Here is a 16373-nt window from a genome sequence, read left to right as displayed (position 1 = left end):
GTGGCCTCACGGGGTTCGGCGGGCGGGGGAGCGGAACTCTTCGGTGAGCCGCTCCAGTTGGGGGACCAGCTCGTTGGGCGTCGGCAGCGTGCGGAACTGGTCGCGCAGGTCCGTGGCGGCCTGCCGGAAGGCCGGCTCGCCCAGCACCCGCAGCAGGCTCTCCCGCACCACCGCGCCGGTGGCCCGGTCGGCGCGGACGGTCAGCACGGCGCCCTGCCCGGCCGCCCGCCGGGCCAGCTCCGGCTCGTCGAAGTCCCAGGGCACGGCGACCTGGGGGATCGGGTTGAGGGTCGTGGTCAGGAAGGTGCCCGGCCCGGCGTGGTTGATCACCGCGCTGCAGGTCGGCAGCAGGGCGTGCAGCGGTACGTACGACACCACCCGGGCGTTGTCCGGGATCCGCTTCAGCTTGCGCTGCTCGGACTCCGCGAGGGTGGCGACGACCTCGATGTCCAGGCCGTCCAGCGCGTCGAGGATGTCCCCGACGTCGGCGATGTGGCCGGCGAAGCGGTTGGTGGCGGCGATGCCCAGGGTGAGCGCCACCCGGGGCTTCTCCGGCTCCTGCCACAGCCACCTGGGGACGACGGCGGGTCCGCCGTAGGGGACGTAGCGCAGCGGTACGTACCGCACGCCGTCCGCGGCCATCCGCATCGAGGGCGGGAACTGGTCGAGGGAGAAGTGCCCGGTGGCCAGCTCCTCGGTGAACTCGCCGCCGTACTTGCGGGCGTAGGCCCCCAACCAGTCGGCGAGCGGGTCGCCTTGCTCCTCGGGCGGCTGCTGCGCCTTCAGGTGGAGGAAGCGGCTGCGGGTCAGGCCCAGCACGTCGATGCTCCACAGCAGCCGGGCGTGCGCGGCGCCGACGGCCTGGGCGGCGATCGCGCCGGCGTAGGTCAGCGGCTCCCAGATCACCAGGTCCGGCTGCCAGTGGCGGGCGAACTCCACCAGGTCGGCGGTCATCGGGAAGTTGTCGGTCTTGTGCCAGTGGCCGACGACCTGGGCGTAACCGGCCTTCAGCGTCGGCCAGTCGAGCTCCTCCGGCGCCTGTTCGGCGGCGCTGTAGGGGGCGGGCAGGCCCTTGCGCTCGGCCTCCATCCGCTCCGGGTTCAGCTGCGGCAGCCGCCAGACCGGGCGGTCGCTGCCGACCGGGACGGCGGTGAGCCCGGCCTGGGTGATGACGGAGGCGAACTTCGGCGGGGCGGCGACGCGGACCTCGTGGCCTGCGGTGCGCAGCGCCCACGCCAGCGGCACCATCTGCTGGAACAGGCTCTTGTCCGGGGTGGTGGTGAACAGTATTCGCATCGTGTCCCTCGGAAGGTGCGGTCAGGCAGGGGTGCGGTGCTGCTGCGCGACGGCGGCGGCGATCCGGTCCAGCCCCGCGTGGAGCGGTACGCGCGGGGTCCAGCCGGTGACGTCCCGGAACGCGGCGGAGCGGAGCACGAAGTCGATCCGGTCCGTCGGCATGGCGTAGGCGGCGGGCGCGCTCTCCACGACCGGCACCGGGGGCCGGCCGGTCTGCCGGGACACCGCCCGCGCGATCGCCGCGAACAGCTCGGCCACGCTGGTCTGTTCACCGGTGCCGATCTCCCAGGCCCGGCCCGCGACCGCGTCCAGCGCGTCCAGGGCCGCGGTGAACGCCCGCGCCGCGTCGTCGATGCCGAGCAGATCGCGCTTGGCGGTGCCGCCGTGCCAGACGGTCAGCGGCTGCCCCTCGACGGCCCGCCGGGTCATCGAGGCGACCACCCCGCGGTCGAGGTCGGCGGGGTCGGTGCCGAGGCTGTAGAGCGTGGACAGGCGCAGGGTGCTGCCGCGGACCAGGCCCTCGGCGGTGGCCTCGGCGATCGCCCGCTCCGCGGCCAGCTTGTGCCGGTCGTAGGCGGTCAGCAGCTCCTCCGGCCGGACGCCGGCGGCCGCCAGGTCCGCGGGCACCTGGGCGGACTGGGAGAGCGAGCCGGAGAACAGCAGGGCCGGGGGCCGGGCCGGGCGGTGGGCCCGGACCGCGTCGAGCACGTCGTGCACCAGGCCGAGGTTGACGCGTTCGGCCAGCGTGTCGCCGTCGGCCACCCGCCAGGTGCCCGAGCCGGAGATGTGCGCGACGAGATGGACGATCACGTCGGCGTCCTTGATCGCGTCGGCGACCGCGCCCGGCTCGGTGAGGTCGACCCGGCGTTCCTCGATCCGGGCGGTGGGCCCAGGCGGCAGCGCCACCGGGCGGCGGCCGACGAGCCGGAGGCGGACCGGGCGGCCCGCCAGCTCCCGGCTGACGGCCGTACCGAGCAGGCCCGAGGCCCCGAGGACGGTGATCAGCGGTCCCGTTCCCTGACCTGGCACTGGTTCTCCTTAAAGTCCGGTTGCGGTGGGTGGCCCCGGCACGCTCCTGCCGCGGCGGGCGCCCGGGAGGTCCCGGGGCGGTCGGTCGGGGTCACGCGGCGGCGGACGGCCGGTTCGGGTCCGTGCGCCAGCTCCGCCCCGGCCCCAGGACGTCGTCGAGGGCGCCGTCGACATGCCGCTCCCATTCGGCGCGGACGAGCTGGAAGGTGTGCAGATCCCAGTGGCGTCCGCGGAAATAGAGATGGTCGCTGAGAATCGCGGTGGCGGTGTCGTTCTGGGGCGTGAGGCCGACCGAGCCGAAAGTGGCCTCGGTGGTCTGGGCGATCACCTTAGCGATATCGAACATCGCAAAGGCATAGTTGATCGTCAGATAGATCGCTTCGGAACCCACGCCGAGCCGGGCCCGTTCCGGATCGAGATACACCCCGGCCTTGACGTGCCCGGCGGGATCGAGCCCGTGCAGCGTGCTGAATCCCAGCAGATCGCCGCTGCCCCGACGGGTGACGAGAAAAGCCGCGGCGCACTTCGACAGATCGCGGTTTCCGGCCCGGCCGGTGGGACTGACGTTCTCGATTCCGGTCCGCAGCATGGTGCGTATCAGGTCCGCGTGATGCGCGGTGGACGCCGGGCGGAAGGCGAGCCGGCGGGACGTGGTGTGCGGGAAGAGCACGGTGGTCGTCCAATCTTCTGCGGTGGGTGGCCTGGGCGCCTGTCGTCACATGCCCGTGCGCCGCGCGGCGTCCGGGGCGTCCGTGAGGCCCGTGCGGTCCTCCCGGAGCCGGTCCCAGTGCATTTCGCCGACGGCCGCCGGCAGGGTGTCGAGCCGGTGCAACTCCTCGTCGGTGAGGCGCAGTCCGGCCGCGGCCACGTTCTCCTCCAGCCAGTGCACATGCCGGGTGCCGGGGATCGGGACGACGTCCGGGCCCTGCGCCAGGGCCCAGGCGATGGCCACCTGGGAGGGCGTGGCGCCGTCGTGCCGGGCGGCGATCTCGCGCAGCCCGTCCAGGATCGCCTCGTTGGCGCGCATGGCCTCGGCCCCGAACCGCGGGTCCCGGACCCGGGAGTCGCCCGCGCCCAGCTGCCGGGGGGAGACCCGGCCGGAGAGGTATCCGCGCCCGATGGGGGCGAAGGCGAGGAAGCCGACGCCGTTGCGCCGGCACCACGGCAGGACGTCCCGCTTGCTCTGCGGCGCCCACACCGACAGCTCGTACTGCACCGTGGTGAGCGGGAAGACGGCGTGGATCTCGTCGAGTTCGGCGCAGGTGGCGTGCGAGATGCCCAGGGCGCGGACCTTGCCCGCGGTGACCAGTTCGCCGAGCGCGCCCCAGGTCTCCGCGAGCGGCACCGCCGGGTCCACGCGGTGGAGTTGGTACAGGTCGATGGTGTCGGTCCGCAGCCGCCGCAGCGAGGCGTCGCAGGCCCGCCGCAGATGCTCCGGCCGCCCGTCGCGCATGAACTTCCCGTCGGGCCGGGCGATCATCCCGCACTTGGTCGCCACCACCGCCCGGTCGCGGCGCCCTTCGAGCGCCCGGCCGATCAACTCCTCGTTGGTGAACGGACCGTAGACGTCGGCGGTGTCGAAGAGATCGACACCGAGGTCCAGCGCCCGGTGGATGACCCGGATGGATTCCTCGTCATCGCGCGGCCCGGTCTCATAGCCATAGGACATCGAACTGCAGCCAAGTCCCAGCGCGCTCACGGAGAATCCGTCCGCCAGTTTCGTCTCCCACATCTTTTGCGTACTCCAAAATCTCCGGTGCCGACGATACGGGACGGCCGGGAAACCGCTGGATTTCCGCGGCGCACATCGATATATGTCCTCCGGGCGCCTTACGCCGCCTGGCATCTTTCCGTATCCGCCCGGCGGTCCGGGAGTTGTCGAGGCGAATTTAATGGCTGTCGCGGGGCTCGCCGGAATTACGTTCCGGCGCGGGCCGGAGAAACTCCGCGAGCAGTTCGGGGGCGGCCTCGCCGGTGAGCGTCATGAACTGGTCGACGGTCATGTCCGGGGCCTGGTAGAAGCGCATCCCGGCCGCCGTCGGCACGCCCAGGCTCACCAGCCCCAACCAGCGCTGCACCAGCGACTGGCGGACCTTCAGGCCCAGCACGGCCTCGCGGGTGAGCACCGCGGTCTGCCGCCGCGACAGGCCGTGCCGCAGGACGAGGTACCGGCCGACGTAGGTGTGCCCCAGCGTCCGGAAGGCGACCACCGCCAGCGCGGCCGCGAGCGGCGCGGCCCACAGCGGGACCGTCCACAGCCACCCGGGGACCACCCGGGTGGCGCCGAGCCAGGCCAGCAGGCCCGAGAGCACACCGCAGAACGTCGCCGCCCACAGCAGCCGCCGGTACAGCGCGGCGCGCGGATGGCGGCGCAGCGGCGCCTCCAGCGGCTGGACCGGCCCCGGGAGCACCATCCCCGCCACCCGGCGGGCCTCGCCGATCGGCCCGCGCGGCAGGATGCTGCTGGCCGGCTCGCTGGTGAGCGACCAGCTCGCCAACCCCGTGGAGATCACGGCCGTTTCGGTCAGCCCGATCCAGCGCCAGAACAGCGGCTCGCTGAGGTGGATACCGCGCAGCCGCCGGTCGTCGCGGTGCACCTCCCGGGTCGTCAGCAGGCCCTGCCGGGTGACCAGCGCGGTGCCGTCCTCCTTGACCCGGCGCAGGAGTTGGAAGTTTCCGTTCTCCTTGATGAAGCCGCCGGCCAGCGCGGAGAAGCCGAGCACGAACACCACGGCGGCCCAGAGCGCGTAGCGGCCGGTGCGGCCGGTGGCGAGGTGGTCGATGAGGCGGCCCAGGGCGCCGGTGAGGTCGAGGTTGACCAGGTCCAGCAGCGAGTCCAGGCTCCACAGCAGCAGCGCGCCGACGAGCATGCCCCAGATGTTGATGACGTTGTAGAAGATCCAGTACCAGCGCGCCTCGGCGAGGACGGTCTCCTGCGCCGCGGGAGAGGCCCCGTCGCCGGCCGCGTCCGGTGCGCTGCCGGGCATCAGCTCATGGCGCAGCTCCTGGGCCGTCTCCTTGCTGACGGCGTCGAGCCGGAGCGCCGGCCGGGACCGGCCCGAGCTGATGACGACCACGCGCAGCCCGGCGAGCCGGTGCCGCAGCATCGCCTTGTGGTCCACCGCACGGATGCGCTCGCGCGGCACCTGGCGGTAGACCCGCAGCAGCCGGCCCGTTTTGATCTCCACCAGCTCGTCGGTGATGCGGTAGCGCGTGCGCAGCCACCGCACCACGTCGGAGACGCTGATGAACATGCCCACACCGGTCGCGGCCAGCGCCGGCCACAGGTCCGCAAGGTGCCGCCCGGTGCCGAAGAAGACCATCGACAGCACGGTCGGCAGCGTGGAGAGCACCAGCCGCACCAGATTGACCCAGATCAGCCGCCCGTTCAGCCGCTGCCAGGGCGCGTCGTCGTCGGGCGGGCCGGGCGCGGGAGCGGGGTGCTCCGGGGCGTCCGCGGTCGTCACGTCGCGTCCCCCGGGGTGGCCTGGGTGAGCGCGGTGAGTTCCGCCGCGGTGGTCGCCACCACGTCGGCGTCCAGGCCGACGATCTTGATGTGGCCCTCGTGCGACGCGGTGACGACCCGGAGCGTGGCCAGCCCCAGCCACTGCTGGACGGGGCCGCGCGCCACATCGACGCTCTGGATGCGGGAGATCGGGACGATCCGCCACTCCCGCACCAGCCAGCCCTTGAGCTCGTAGACGGCGAGCTCGGTGCACTCCCAGCGGTGCACGCGGTAGCGCCAGCTCGGCATGACCGCGCCGGTCACCACGTGCGCGGCCGCCACGGCGACGAGCACCGGACCGACCCAGGTCCGGGACTCGTCCCACAGCCAGTAGGTGACCCCCAGGGCACCGACCACGACGACCATCGACAGGGCCACCCGAATCGTCCACCACCACACCGCCCGCCGCTCCACGCGGTGGCGGGGCGGGCGTATAGGGGATTGGCGGGCGCCGGCCGAAAGCGCCAAAGGCGGCGCCTCTTGTCCAGTCATGCCGCTATGGTGCACCGGCTTTCTCGCGAAACGCGATGATGCGTAACGGAATTACGCGGTTTCAGCCGTTGATGGCCGGTGCGGATTTCGCGGCGTCGTCGAGTACCGCGGTGATCCAGGTCAGCAGGTCTTTCCCGGTGCGGACCGCGGCGGCCTGCCAGAGTTCGCGCTGACCGTCATCCGGTTTCATCTTCAACTGCAGGGCGCGGGCGGCACCGGCAATTTCCTTCTGGGCCCGGACCTGCCGCCGCAGTTCGTTCCGCGACCAGCCGTGCTCGGCGGCCCGGGCCAGCCATGGGCCGCGCTCCTCCGGTGGCAGCCCGGCGACCTCGCCGTGGTGCTGGAAACTCAGGCCCTCGTGCCGTTCGTGCGGTTCGAAACGCCGGGCGACCCAGGCGTAGTTGCGCAGCGTCTGATAGTCGAGCGAGGTCTGCGCAATCGCGTGCTTATAGCGGTTGGGGAATTCGGCCTGACCGTAGAGCAGCCAGTCGCCGAGCCACCAGGCGGAAGAACTGGAAATCTCCTGGATCTGCCGGCCCAGACTGCGCCAGGCGTCGATGGACATCCCCCGGGGGATGCAGAGGGCGGATCTCCTCCGCATTGCCTGGCCCGCCCTCGCCGACGGACCCGTTCGCGAGTCGCTCCCCCTGGTGGCGACGACCGAGCTCACCGTTTTCCGCAGAGCACCATCGAGCACTCCCCTCACCGCCTCTCGCTGGGTGGCATTTCGTTAATAGAACACCGACGGCGCGGGTACCTCCTTGATGGGATCTGGACGACCTCCAAACGCCCAGGTTGGCTCCGCCGCGCACGGCGGGCGGGGCGCGCGGGGGGGCGTTCGACTCCGTCCCGCCGGCGGGACGAAGAGCGGTCCGGCGGGCCGCGCACAGGCCCGCTGACCTGCACCATTCGCACGTCTTGTGCACAGTGGTGCCGGTAGATAAGGGCGTGCACCGGAGCGTGTCTATTGCTGGGCTATCATCACGCCGGAGGGGAGTAGGAGGGGGAAACGCATGCCTGCCTCTCTGACCGCAACGCTCATCGGACCCGTTCTGGCGCTACGGGAGGGACGCCAGTTGGAACTCGGGTCGCCGACCCAGCGGACCATCTTCGCCGTACTCGCCACCCACGCGGGCCGCACCGTCAGCCGTGACGAACTGGTCCACGCGATCTGGGGCGAGCGCGCCCCGGCCACGGCCGTCAACAGCGTCTACACCTACGTCTCACGCCTGCGCAACTCCCTGCGGACCGAACACCGCGGCGACCACGCGGAGTTATTGGTCTCCGACCGCTTCGGCTACATGCTCCGGGTCGCACCCGAGGGAGTCGACGTCCGGCGGTTCACCACCTCGCTGGCCACCGCGCGACAGCTGCGGGCCGAGAACGCCGCGCCCCGGGCGGTCCGCGAGTTGGAGGCGGGGCTGAGCCTGTGGCGCGGCACCCCGTACGAGGGCGCCATCGGCCCCTTCGTGCACGCCGAGCGCGCCCGGCTGACCGATGCCCGGCTGCTGGCGCTGGAGGACTGCGCCGAGATGCTGATGGAACTGGGCCGTCCGGTCGCCCTGGTCGGCGAGCTCTCCGCCCTCGTCCACCACCACCCCCTGCGGGAGCGCCTGCGCTACCTCCTCATGCGCTGCTACGTCGAACTCGGCTGGCACGCGGACGCGATCAGGGAGTACCACAGCCTGCGCAAGCGGCTGGTCGAGGAGCAGGGCGTGGAACCGGGCGGCCCTCTGCGGCAGTTGTACGAGCGGGCGCTGCGCGGCGGCGCCGGTCCGGTGTCCGGGCCGGGCCGCACACCGCCCCCGGCGGGCGACACCCCACCGGAGGCGCTGTCCCAACTCGTCCGGGAGGTCCCGGGTTTCACCGGCCGGAGCGCGGAACTGGCGCAGCTGAACTCGCTGGCGGAGCAGGCGTCCGCCGAGCCCACCCTGCTGCTGGTCACCGGCGGCCCGGGGATGGGCAAGACCGCGCTGGCCACGCGCTTCGCCCATGCGATGGCCCACCGCTACCCCGACGGCCAGCTCCATGTCGACCTGCACGCCGCCGGCACCCCGGGGCAGAAGGCGCCCGAGGCCGCCATCCGCCACCTGGTGGCGGCCATGGGCCGGCCCGCGCCGTGCGAGAGCGTCGACGCCCGGGCGGCCTACCGCAGCCTGGTCGCCGGCCGCCGGCTGCTGATCGTCCTGGACGACGCGGCCGGCGTCGAGCAGGTCAGGGCGCTGCTGCCCGGCACCCCGTCCTCCCTGGTGGTGGTCACCAGCCGCAACGGGCTGGCGGGCCTGATCGCCAGGGACGGTGCGCGCCGGATCGTCCTGGAGGGGATGGGCAAGGAGGACGGCCTGCGGCTGTTCGGCCGGATCGTGGGCGAGCCGTTCACCGTCCGGCACCGCCCCGCCGTGCAGCGGCTGGTGGCCGCGTGCGGAGGTATGCCGCTGGCGCTGCGGATCGCCGCGACGCGCATCAAGGTCGCCCCCTCTCCCGCCGACGCCCTCGCCTGCTTCGAGGACGGCGATCCGGTCGACTTCCTGGAGCTGTCCGGCGACCGGGAGTCCTCGCTGAGCACCGTCATCGGCTGGTCTTACGCCGCGCTTCCGCCGGAGGCCGCCCATGTCTTCATGGCGCTCGGCCTCCAGGAGGAGCGGGTCGTCACACTGCCCCTGGCCACCGGGCTGAGCGGGATGGACCGGCCGGAGTGCCGGCGCGCGCTGCACGCGCTCGTGGACGCCGGTCTGCTGCGCGAAGTGGCCCCGGACCGCTTCTGCCTGGACAGCCTGATTCTCGCGTACGCGCAGTGGCTGGGGAAGCCGCAGCAGCTGGTTCCGCGTCAACGCACCGTCCGCTGCGCACGATTAGCCACGATCACCATGATGGACCCGAGTACGGAGAGCGAGAGATTGCAGATGATCTCGTAGCCCTGGAGCGGTGCGATGTGCGGGATGACGTAGCGGTTGACGAAGTTGAGCACCGGGCTCAGGAAGGGTTGGGTGGCCAACTGGTCGACGGTGCCGCTGATTCCGGCGACGACCAGGAAGAGCCCGAAGAGCTGCACCAGCTTTGCCATACGGTCACGCTAGGCGGCCGCACCCGCCGCCCGGACCGGCCATCGGTACCGCCGGTGCCGACCGAAGTGCCGTCGTCCGGGCGCCGGGGCCGACCAAAGTACCCTTCGCCCGCCGACTTCGGTCCCGTCCCGCCGTCAAGATCACCGGCTACCCTGACCGCATGACCTCAGCCGAGTCCTCCACGGTGGGTTCCTCCACGGTCGACGTGCTGATCGTCGATGACGATCCACTGGTCCGCGCGGGGCTGTCGGTGATGCTCGGCGGCGCCCCGGACCTCCGGGTGGTCGCCGAGGCCGGCGACGGCGCCGAGGCGATCGGGCTGGTCCGGCAGCACCGCCCGCACGTGGTCCTGATGGACGTGCGGATGCCGGTCATGGACGGACTGGCCGCCACGGAAGCGCTGCGTGCCATGAGCGACGCCCCCGAGGTCCTGGTCCTGACGACGTTCGACGCCGACGAGTACGTCCTGCGCGCGCTGCGCGCCGGCGCCGCGGGGTTCGCGCTGAAGGACACCCCGCCGCCGGAGATCGTCTCGGCCATCCGGCGGGTGGCCCAGGGCCAGCCGGTGCTCTCGCCGGCGGTCACCCAGCGGCTGATCGCCCAGGTGGTCTCCGCGCCGGACCACTCGCGGCGCCGCCGGGCGGCCGCCGAGCGGCTGGCGCTGCTCAACGACCGCGAGCGCGCGGTGGCGCTCGGCGTCGGCCAGGGAAAGTCCAATGCGGAGATCGGCGCCGCGCTCTACCTCGGCGTTTCCACGGTGAAAACGCACGTCTCCAGCATCCTGACCAAGCTCGGTCTGAACAACCGGGTCCAGGTCGCGCTCCTGGTGCAGGACGCCGGGGAGTTGGAGGACTACCGCTGAGCCGGCCCCGGCGCAGCGGCAAAGAAGCGGCCCCGGCGGTCACTCCAGAGGAAGCAAAGAAGTTAAAGAACGGGTATAGACACGGCCTGACCGTGGCTGGATAGAGTTGCTTGCAATCAGTCGTCCGTTGACCAAGAACGACAGAGGCAATTCATCATGGGGGAATGGAAAGTACGGGCTCGTCCTCGTGCGACTGCGTCGGCGGTGCCCGCCGGCGCGGGAAAGTTGTCCAAGGCTTCCGAGAAGGCGACGGCGCGCCGCACGGCGCTCGAATTGCCCTCCGGTATGTCGCTGGACGATTGGCAAAGGATAGGTAATCAGCTCTATGTGGCGGCCGATTCCTCTGCCTGGTGGCTCGGTGACTGGCTCATCTACGGCCGGTCCGCCTATCCGGACCGCTATCAGCGGGCCGTCGAGGAAACCCGGCTCGATTACCAGACGTTGCGCAACTACGCCTGGGTCGCCCGGCGTTTTTCGCCGCTGCGCCGGCGCACCGGTTTAAGTTTCCAGCACCACGCCGAACTCGCCAGCCTCCCGGAAAACGAGCAGGAGTACTGGCTGGACCGGGCGGAGCGGCTCAACTGGTCCCGGAACTTCCTGCGCGGCCGCGTCCGGGCGGCCCGCCAGGGCCAGGCCGACGAGCCGGGCGTCCAGGACACCGACAGCATCAGCATGCGGATCCAGGTGAACGTCTCACGGGACCGGCGCCAGGCCTGGTCCCAGGCCGCGGCCGACGCGGACCAGGACCTCCAGGGCTGGGCGATGTCCATCCTCGACTACGCGGCGGCCGCGGTCCTCAAGGAGTAACGCCCCACAGGCCCGGCCGACCTCCACGGCGCTGCCCCTGAACTGCCCGAACGGCGGGACGGGGGCAGCGCCGCGTCGCGCCGGGGGCCGTGCCGCGTGGCGGGCGCGCCTGAACGGGGGCAGGGTCGGTGGGTGGGGCCGTTCACGGGCCCTCGGGGGCGTCCCTGACGCAGTTGGCGGTGGCAGCCGCTGCGGCCGAGCGACAGGAGACTCCGCGTGGTGCGAAGGACGTGGCACATACGGCGGCCGTGGCGGACCGCGTCGAGCGGGCTGGCGTTCCTACTGACGGCCACGATGGCGTCGTCCGCGCTGGCGTCGGGCCCGGGCGGCCGCCAGGAACTGGCCACCCGGGGCGGCTCGGCGGTCAGCCTCCGGGCCGGGCACCGGACACCGTTCGTCATAGCCCACCGCGGCGCCTCCCGGCACGCGCCGGAGAACACCCTCGCGGCCATCGACGCGGCGCACCGCCGGGGGCTCGTCTGGGTCGAGAACGACGTGCAGCGGACCAAGGACGGCCAACTGGTCGTGATGCACGACACCACGCTGAACCGGACCACCGACGCCGCGAAGGTCTTCCCGCACCGGGCGCCGTGGCGGGTGGGGGACTTCACCGCGGCGGAGATCGCGCGGCTGGACGCCGGAAGCTGGTTCGGGGGGCGGTTCGCGGGCGAGCGGGTGCCCACACTGGCCGCCTATCTCCGCCGGCTCGACCGCAACCGGCAGGGTCTGCTGCTGGAACTCAAGGCGCCCGAGCGCTATCCGGGAATCGAGGCGCAGACCCTCCGTGAACTGCGGGCGCGGGGCTGGCTGGACGGTGCGCACCTCAGCCGTCGCCTGGTGATCCAGAGCTTCTCCGTGCGCTGCGTCCGGCGGGTCCACAGCCTGGCGCCCCAGGTGCGCACGGGAATTCTGGGACATCCGCCGCTCAGCGCGCTGCGGAGCTACGCGCGCTTCGCCGACGAGATCAACCCCCGTATGTCGCAGGTCGATTCGCGCTGGGCGCAGGCCGTGCACCGGCTCCGCGGGCCGCACGGCCGCCGCCTGGAGATCTACGCCTGGGACGTGGCGGCGGACGCCGGCGTGCAGACGGTCCGGACGCGGCCCGTCGAAGGCGTCATCGACTGAGCCGAGCGGGTGGAAAGGGCGGGGCGGCAGACGCCGCGACGCCGCGGAGATCCGTCAGAAGCGCCCTGGTTTGTGAACTTTCCCCCAGGCTCGCTGGGTGTACTCTCTCGCCAGCCTTTTGCGGCAGTTTGACCGAATAAGGGGAGGGTGTGGCGAAGGGTCACGACCCGCTCTCGGGTGCGACGGGTCGAGATTTACGGGATTCCGTCGGCGGGGCTAAGGTGCCAGGGATGTTCGACGCCATGATCCCCGTAAATGTACTAAGACGCCGGATTTGGATGGTGGGTTCCGTTTCGGAGCCTGGTACGTCTCCGCGTCCAGTTTTCCCGACAGGCGCGTTCCGGGAGGGGCGTTGACGAACGAGATTCCGGCGCACGGCGAGCGGCAGGTGCCGCTGCCCGCGCCGAGGCAGCTGCCGAGCGGGGCGTCTCCCGCGTCGGGTGCGACCGCGGGAGCGGAGGAGGCCGGTGTGTCGACGGCCACCCTCTCCCCGGCGGCCGCACCGCCCGCGGGGGCGTCCCCGCAGACACCCGCGAAGGACGGGCCCGGTCGGCGGCCCGAGGAGCGCCCGGAACGGGCGGCGGCCGGCGGCGGCAAGCCCAAGGCCCGCGACGCCTTCTTCGACAACGCCAAGTACCTGGCCATCGTGCTGGTGGCGATGGGCCACGCCTGGGAGCCGCTGCGTGACGGCAGCCGGGCCGCGGCGGCGCTCTACATCATCGTCTACGCCTTCCACATGCCGGCGTTCATCATCATCTCCGGCTACTTCTCGCGCAGTTTCGACATGCGCAAGGACCGGCTCCAGCGGCTGATCACCGGGGTCGCGGTCCCGTATGTGCTCTTCGAGGTGGCCTACACCTTCTTCAAGCGCTGGGCCGACGACGACCCCGACTACCCGATCAGCCTGCTGTCGCCCTGGTACCTGACGTGGTTCCTGATCGCGCTGTTCGTCTGGCGGCTGACCACCCCGCTGTGGAAGATCGTCCGCTGGCCGCTGCCGCTCGCGCTGACCATCGCGATCCTGGCGTCCTTCTCGCCCGAGATCGGTGACGACCTCAACCTCCAGCGGGTGCTCCAGTTCCTGCCGTTCTTCGTGCTGGGACTCACCCTGCGTCCGGAGCACTTCGCGCTCGTCCGCCGCCGGTCGATGCGGATCGCCGCGCTGCCGGTCGCCGCCGCCGCGCTGGTCTTCGCCTACTGGGCCGCCCCGCGGATGAACGCCGCGTGGTTCTACCACCGCGACAGCGCCCAGGAGTTGGGCGTCCCCTGGTGGTGCGGGCCGGTGATGACGCTCGCGATGTTCGGCTGCTCGCTGGTGCTGGTGGCCTGCTTCTTCGCCTGGGTGCCGGGCCGCAAGCTGTGGTTCACGGCCCTGGGCGCGGGCACCCTCTACGGCTATCTGCTGCACGGCTTCCTGGCCAAGGGGTCGCGCTTCTGGGGCTGGTACGACCACCACTGGATCCACACGCCGTGGGGCCAGGTGCTGATCACCCTGATCGCGGGCACCATCGTCACGCTGCTGTGCACGCCGCCGGTGCAGCGGATCTTCCGGTTCGCCATGGAGCCCAAGATGACCTGGGCCTTCAAGCCCGACCCGGTTGGCGGGGCCCGCGAACGACGCTGACGCGCCGGGGCCCGGTCGGCCGTCGGCCCTAGGTCCGGCCCCCGCCGGGCCTACGACCGTGAGCCGATCCGTTCCGGTGTCGACAGGATCTAGGCTCCCAGGGCCTGCCGCCGCCCTCTCACCCGCTGCCCTCCGGGCGGACGACGAGAGGGCGGCGGCAGGCCCTGCGGCTTTCCGACGCGGGAGCCCACGACGAAGGGGGACAGCCACCATGACCGCAACCACCTGGGGCGGCGAGCAGCTCGATCTGGACGCCTACCTGGCGCGCATCGGCTACGACGGCGACCGCCGGCCGACCCTGGAGACGCTGCGGAAGCTGCACACCGCGCACAGCGCGGCCATCGGCTTCGAGAACATCGAGATCCTCCTGGGCCGCCCGATCCTGCTCGACCTGGAGTCCCTTCAGGCCAAGATGGTCCGGCAGCGCCGCGGCGGCTACTGCTACGAGCAGAACCTCCTCTACGCCGCCGCGCTGGAGCGGCTCGGCTTCCGGGTCCGCGGCCTCGGCGCCCGCATCCGGATGGGCGAGGACACGGTGCGGCCGGTCACCCACGCCCTGCTGGCGGTGGAGCTCGCCGGCACCGAATGGATCACCGACGTCGGCTTCGGCGGCGAGGCGCTGCTCGCACCGCTCCCGCTGCGGGACGGCGTCGAGGAACGGCAGGGCGCCTGGACCTTCGGCCTGGTCCACGAGAAGGAGACCGCCTCGTGGCTGCTGCGCTCCCGCCACGAGGACGGCTGGTTCGACCTGTACGCCTTCGGCACCGAGCGGCGCTATGCGGTCGACTACGCCGTCTTCAACCACTACATATCGACCCACCCCCGGTCGCCCTTCACCGGCCGTCTCGTGGTGCAGAAGCCGGGGCCCGAGGAGCGCCGCACCCTGGTCGGCCGGGAGCTGACGCGCATCCGGCCGGACTGGTCGCGGGAGGTGCGCGAGGTCGCTCCCCAGGAGATCCCGGAGCTGCTGGCGACCGCGTTCGGCATCACCCTGACCGCGACGGACGCCGCGGCACTGGTGGCGACGTACGCGATGTACGCGACGGAAGGGGCGGACGGGAGGGACGGGGCAGGCGCTGAGTGAAGGCGGCGCACCGGGACCGGGCGCTACCGCACCACCGCGATGCCCTCGATCTCCACCAGCGCCGCCTCGTCCCACAGGCGGGTGGCGCCGATCACGGCCATGGCCGGATAGTCGGTGCCGACCAGGCGCTTCCACACCCGGCCCAGCTCCTTGGCCCGGCGGCGGTAGTCGGCCACATCGACCGCGAAAACGGTGAGTTTGGCCAGGTCGGAAGGGGCGGCGCCGGCGGCGGCCGCCACCTGGAGGAGATTGCCCAGCGCCCGCTCGAACTGCTCCACGAGGCCGTCCCCGACGATCCGGCCCGCGCCGTCGAGGGCGGTCTGCCCGGCGAGGAAGACCAGGGTGCCGGGAGCCTCGGCCCGTACGGCGTGACTGAACCCGGTCGGCGGCGCGAGGTGCGGCGGATTGATCCGTTCCAGGCCGGTGCGCTGCCCGCCGCTTCGGGCGTCCCGCCCGTCGTCCGTGCTCATTCCCGCCGACTCCCCTCCATCGCCAACTCGTACCGCACTCCGAGGGATTGAAGCGCGTCCCGCTCCCCCTGGGGAAGACGGCCATCGGAGATGACGAGATCGAAGTCGGTCAGCGGCGCCAGTCCGTACAGCGCCTGGCGGCCGAACTTGGTGTGGTCCACGAGCAGCACCCGGCGCCGCGCGGCGGCCATCAGGGCGCGCTTGACCAGGACGTTCTCCTGCACCTGGTGGTAGCAGCGGCCGTCGTCGACCGCGGAGGTGGACAGGAAGGCGAGATCCGCGCGGAAGCTGCGGGCGTTGTCGGCGGTGGACATGCCCAGGAAGGCGTTGAATCCCGCGTGGTACTCGCCGCCCAGGGCGATCACCCGGATGTCGGGCTCCTCCGCCAACTCGTTGATGACCTGGAGGGAGTTGGTGATGACGGTGAAGGCGCCGCGCGAGGAGAGCGACCGCGCCAGCGGCAGCGCCGTGCTGGAGTCGTCGATGATCACCGCCTGGCCCGGCTCGGCCAGGGCCAGCGCGGCCGCGCAGATGGCCTCCTTCGCCGCCACCTGCTCACTGCCGCGCCGGCGCGCCGTGGACTCGAAGAGCGCGCTGGGGGTGGCAGTGGCCCCGCCGCGCACCTTGCGCAGCCAGCCCTGGTGCTCCAGGGCGTCCAGATCGCGGTGCACCGTCATCTGGCTGACGCCGAGCTCCTGGACCAGCTCCTCGATGGTCACCTGCCCCTCGGCCAGCACCCGGTCGGTGATCCGCCGGTGGCGGCCCTTGGGGCCCAGCTTGGTGACCGGCGCCTCGCTCGCGACCGGGGCGCCGACGGCCCCTTCGGTGTCGGTCAACGCTGGTCCCCTCGCGGCTCGGATGCCGGCCGTCCGCCTGCCGACGGCCTTCTCTACGCGGCGAGTTTAGGGCTTCACACGGACCCGGCGACCGTGGTTGCCGGCATGCGGTCGCCCGGCCCGCCCAAGGGGCCTGGCCCCGTCGCACCCTCCCCGCACCACGCTCGGCGCGGCGCCC

15 protein-coding genes and 1 pseudogene are annotated in these 16373 nt (G+C 72.0%); 6 read left to right on the top strand and 10 right to left on the bottom strand.

Annotated features, from left to right (window positions below; all coding sequences use genetic code 11):
• Positions 1-6 precede the first annotated feature (6 nt).
• The 7 genes and pseudogenes from ACIQE0_RS08050 to ACIQE0_RS08020 all read right to left on the bottom strand — a co-directional run bounded on the left by ACIQE0_RS08050 (position 7) and on the right by ACIQE0_RS08020 (position 6923).
• Complete coding sequence (locus tag ACIQE0_RS08050) at positions 7-1296, bottom strand: activator-dependent family glycosyltransferase (protein ID WP_402329889.1); 1290 nt, start codon at positions 1294-1296, stop codon at positions 7-9.
• A gap of 21 nt (positions 1297-1317) precedes the next feature.
• Positions 1318-2325, bottom strand: coding sequence for an NAD-dependent epimerase/dehydratase (locus ACIQE0_RS08045; protein ID WP_366332481.1), 1008 nt, complete (start codon positions 2323-2325; stop codon positions 1318-1320).
• Positions 2326-2416: 91 nt separating this feature from the next.
• A pseudogene (locus ACIQE0_RS08040) lies at positions 2417-3016 on the bottom strand (GNAT family N-acetyltransferase); the annotation flags it as partial.
• Positions 3017-3040: 24 nt separating this feature from the next.
• Positions 3041-4057 carry an aldo/keto reductase gene (locus ACIQE0_RS08035; RefSeq protein WP_366332480.1) on the bottom strand — a complete coding sequence of 339 codons (1017 nt, stop codon included), beginning with the start codon at positions 4055-4057 and terminating at the stop codon, positions 3041-3043.
• 157 nt (positions 4058-4214) lie between these two features.
• Complete coding sequence (locus ACIQE0_RS08030; protein ID WP_402329887.1) at positions 4215-5792, bottom strand: PH domain-containing protein; 1578 nt, start codon at positions 5790-5792, stop codon at positions 4215-4217.
• Positions 5789-6208 carry a PH domain-containing protein gene (locus ACIQE0_RS08025; RefSeq protein WP_366332477.1) on the bottom strand — a complete coding sequence of 140 codons (420 nt, stop codon included), beginning with the start codon at positions 6206-6208 and terminating at the stop codon, positions 5789-5791. Before ACIQE0_RS08025 ends, ACIQE0_RS08030 begins: the two co-directional genes overlap by 4 nt.
• A 175-nt stretch (positions 6209-6383) precedes the next feature.
• Positions 6384-6923, bottom strand: coding sequence for an LmbU family transcriptional regulator (locus ACIQE0_RS08020; protein WP_366332476.1), 540 nt, complete (start codon positions 6921-6923; stop codon positions 6384-6386).
• A 412-nt stretch (positions 6924-7335) separates the two neighbouring features.
• On the opposite strand from ACIQE0_RS08020, the gene ACIQE0_RS08015 reads away from it, so the two are divergent.
• Positions 7336-9237, top strand: coding sequence for a BTAD domain-containing putative transcriptional regulator (locus tag ACIQE0_RS08015; protein ID WP_402329884.1), 1902 nt, complete (start codon positions 7336-7338; stop codon positions 9235-9237).
• Here ACIQE0_RS08015 and ACIQE0_RS08010 read toward each other — a convergent pair.
• Positions 9150-9386, bottom strand: a complete 237-nt coding sequence (locus tag ACIQE0_RS08010; protein WP_366332474.1) for a hypothetical protein — start codon at positions 9384-9386, stop codon at positions 9150-9152. The two genes, ACIQE0_RS08015 and ACIQE0_RS08010, sit on opposite strands and share 88 nt — an antisense overlap.
• A gap of 161 nt (positions 9387-9547) precedes the next feature.
• On the opposite strand from ACIQE0_RS08010, the gene ACIQE0_RS08005 reads away from it, so the two are divergent.
• From ACIQE0_RS08005 to ACIQE0_RS07985, 5 genes are all read left to right on the top strand, one after another.
• Positions 9548-10249 carry a response regulator transcription factor gene (locus ACIQE0_RS08005; RefSeq protein WP_366332473.1) on the top strand — a complete coding sequence of 234 codons (702 nt, stop codon included), beginning with the start codon at positions 9548-9550 and terminating at the stop codon, positions 10247-10249.
• A 225-nt stretch (positions 10250-10474) separates the two neighbouring features.
• A complete protein-coding gene (locus ACIQE0_RS08000) occupies positions 10475-11056 on the top strand; it encodes an LmbU family transcriptional regulator (protein WP_366332472.1) in 582 nt (193 codons plus the stop codon).
• 294 nt (positions 11057-11350) lie between these two features.
• Positions 11351-12181: a glycerophosphodiester phosphodiesterase gene (locus ACIQE0_RS07995; protein WP_402330301.1), complete on the top strand. Its 831-nt coding sequence runs from the start codon at positions 11351-11353 to the stop codon at positions 12179-12181.
• Positions 12182-12533: 352 nt separating this feature from the next.
• Positions 12534-13805, top strand: a complete 1272-nt coding sequence (locus ACIQE0_RS07990; RefSeq protein ID WP_402329882.1) for an acyltransferase family protein — start codon at positions 12534-12536, stop codon at positions 13803-13805.
• Between the two features lie 211 nt (positions 13806-14016).
• A complete protein-coding gene (locus ACIQE0_RS07985) occupies positions 14017-14889 on the top strand; it encodes an arylamine N-acetyltransferase (RefSeq protein WP_402329880.1) in 873 nt (290 codons plus the stop codon).
• A 23-nt stretch (positions 14890-14912) separates the two neighbouring features.
• Here the strand turns inward: ACIQE0_RS07985 and ACIQE0_RS07980 are convergent, their stop codons facing one another.
• Both ACIQE0_RS07980 and ACIQE0_RS07975 read right to left on the bottom strand, forming a co-directional pair.
• Complete coding sequence (locus ACIQE0_RS07980; RefSeq protein ID WP_402329878.1) at positions 14913-15359, bottom strand: RidA family protein; 447 nt, start codon at positions 15357-15359, stop codon at positions 14913-14915.
• Positions 15356-16195 (bottom strand): DeoR/GlpR family DNA-binding transcription regulator, encoded by an 840-nt coding sequence (locus ACIQE0_RS07975; RefSeq protein ID WP_402329876.1) that lies wholly within the window; start codon positions 16193-16195, stop codon positions 15356-15358. The genes ACIQE0_RS07980 and ACIQE0_RS07975 overlap by 4 nt, the downstream gene beginning before the upstream one ends.
• Positions 16196-16373: the final 178 nt, after the last annotated feature.

Origin of the sequence: Streptomyces sp. NPDC093097 (genome assembly GCF_044754325.1) — a bacterium.
GTDB lineage: Bacteria > Actinomycetota > Actinomycetes > Streptomycetales > Streptomycetaceae > Streptomyces.
This window is presented reverse-complemented; position numbering and strand designations above follow the sequence as displayed.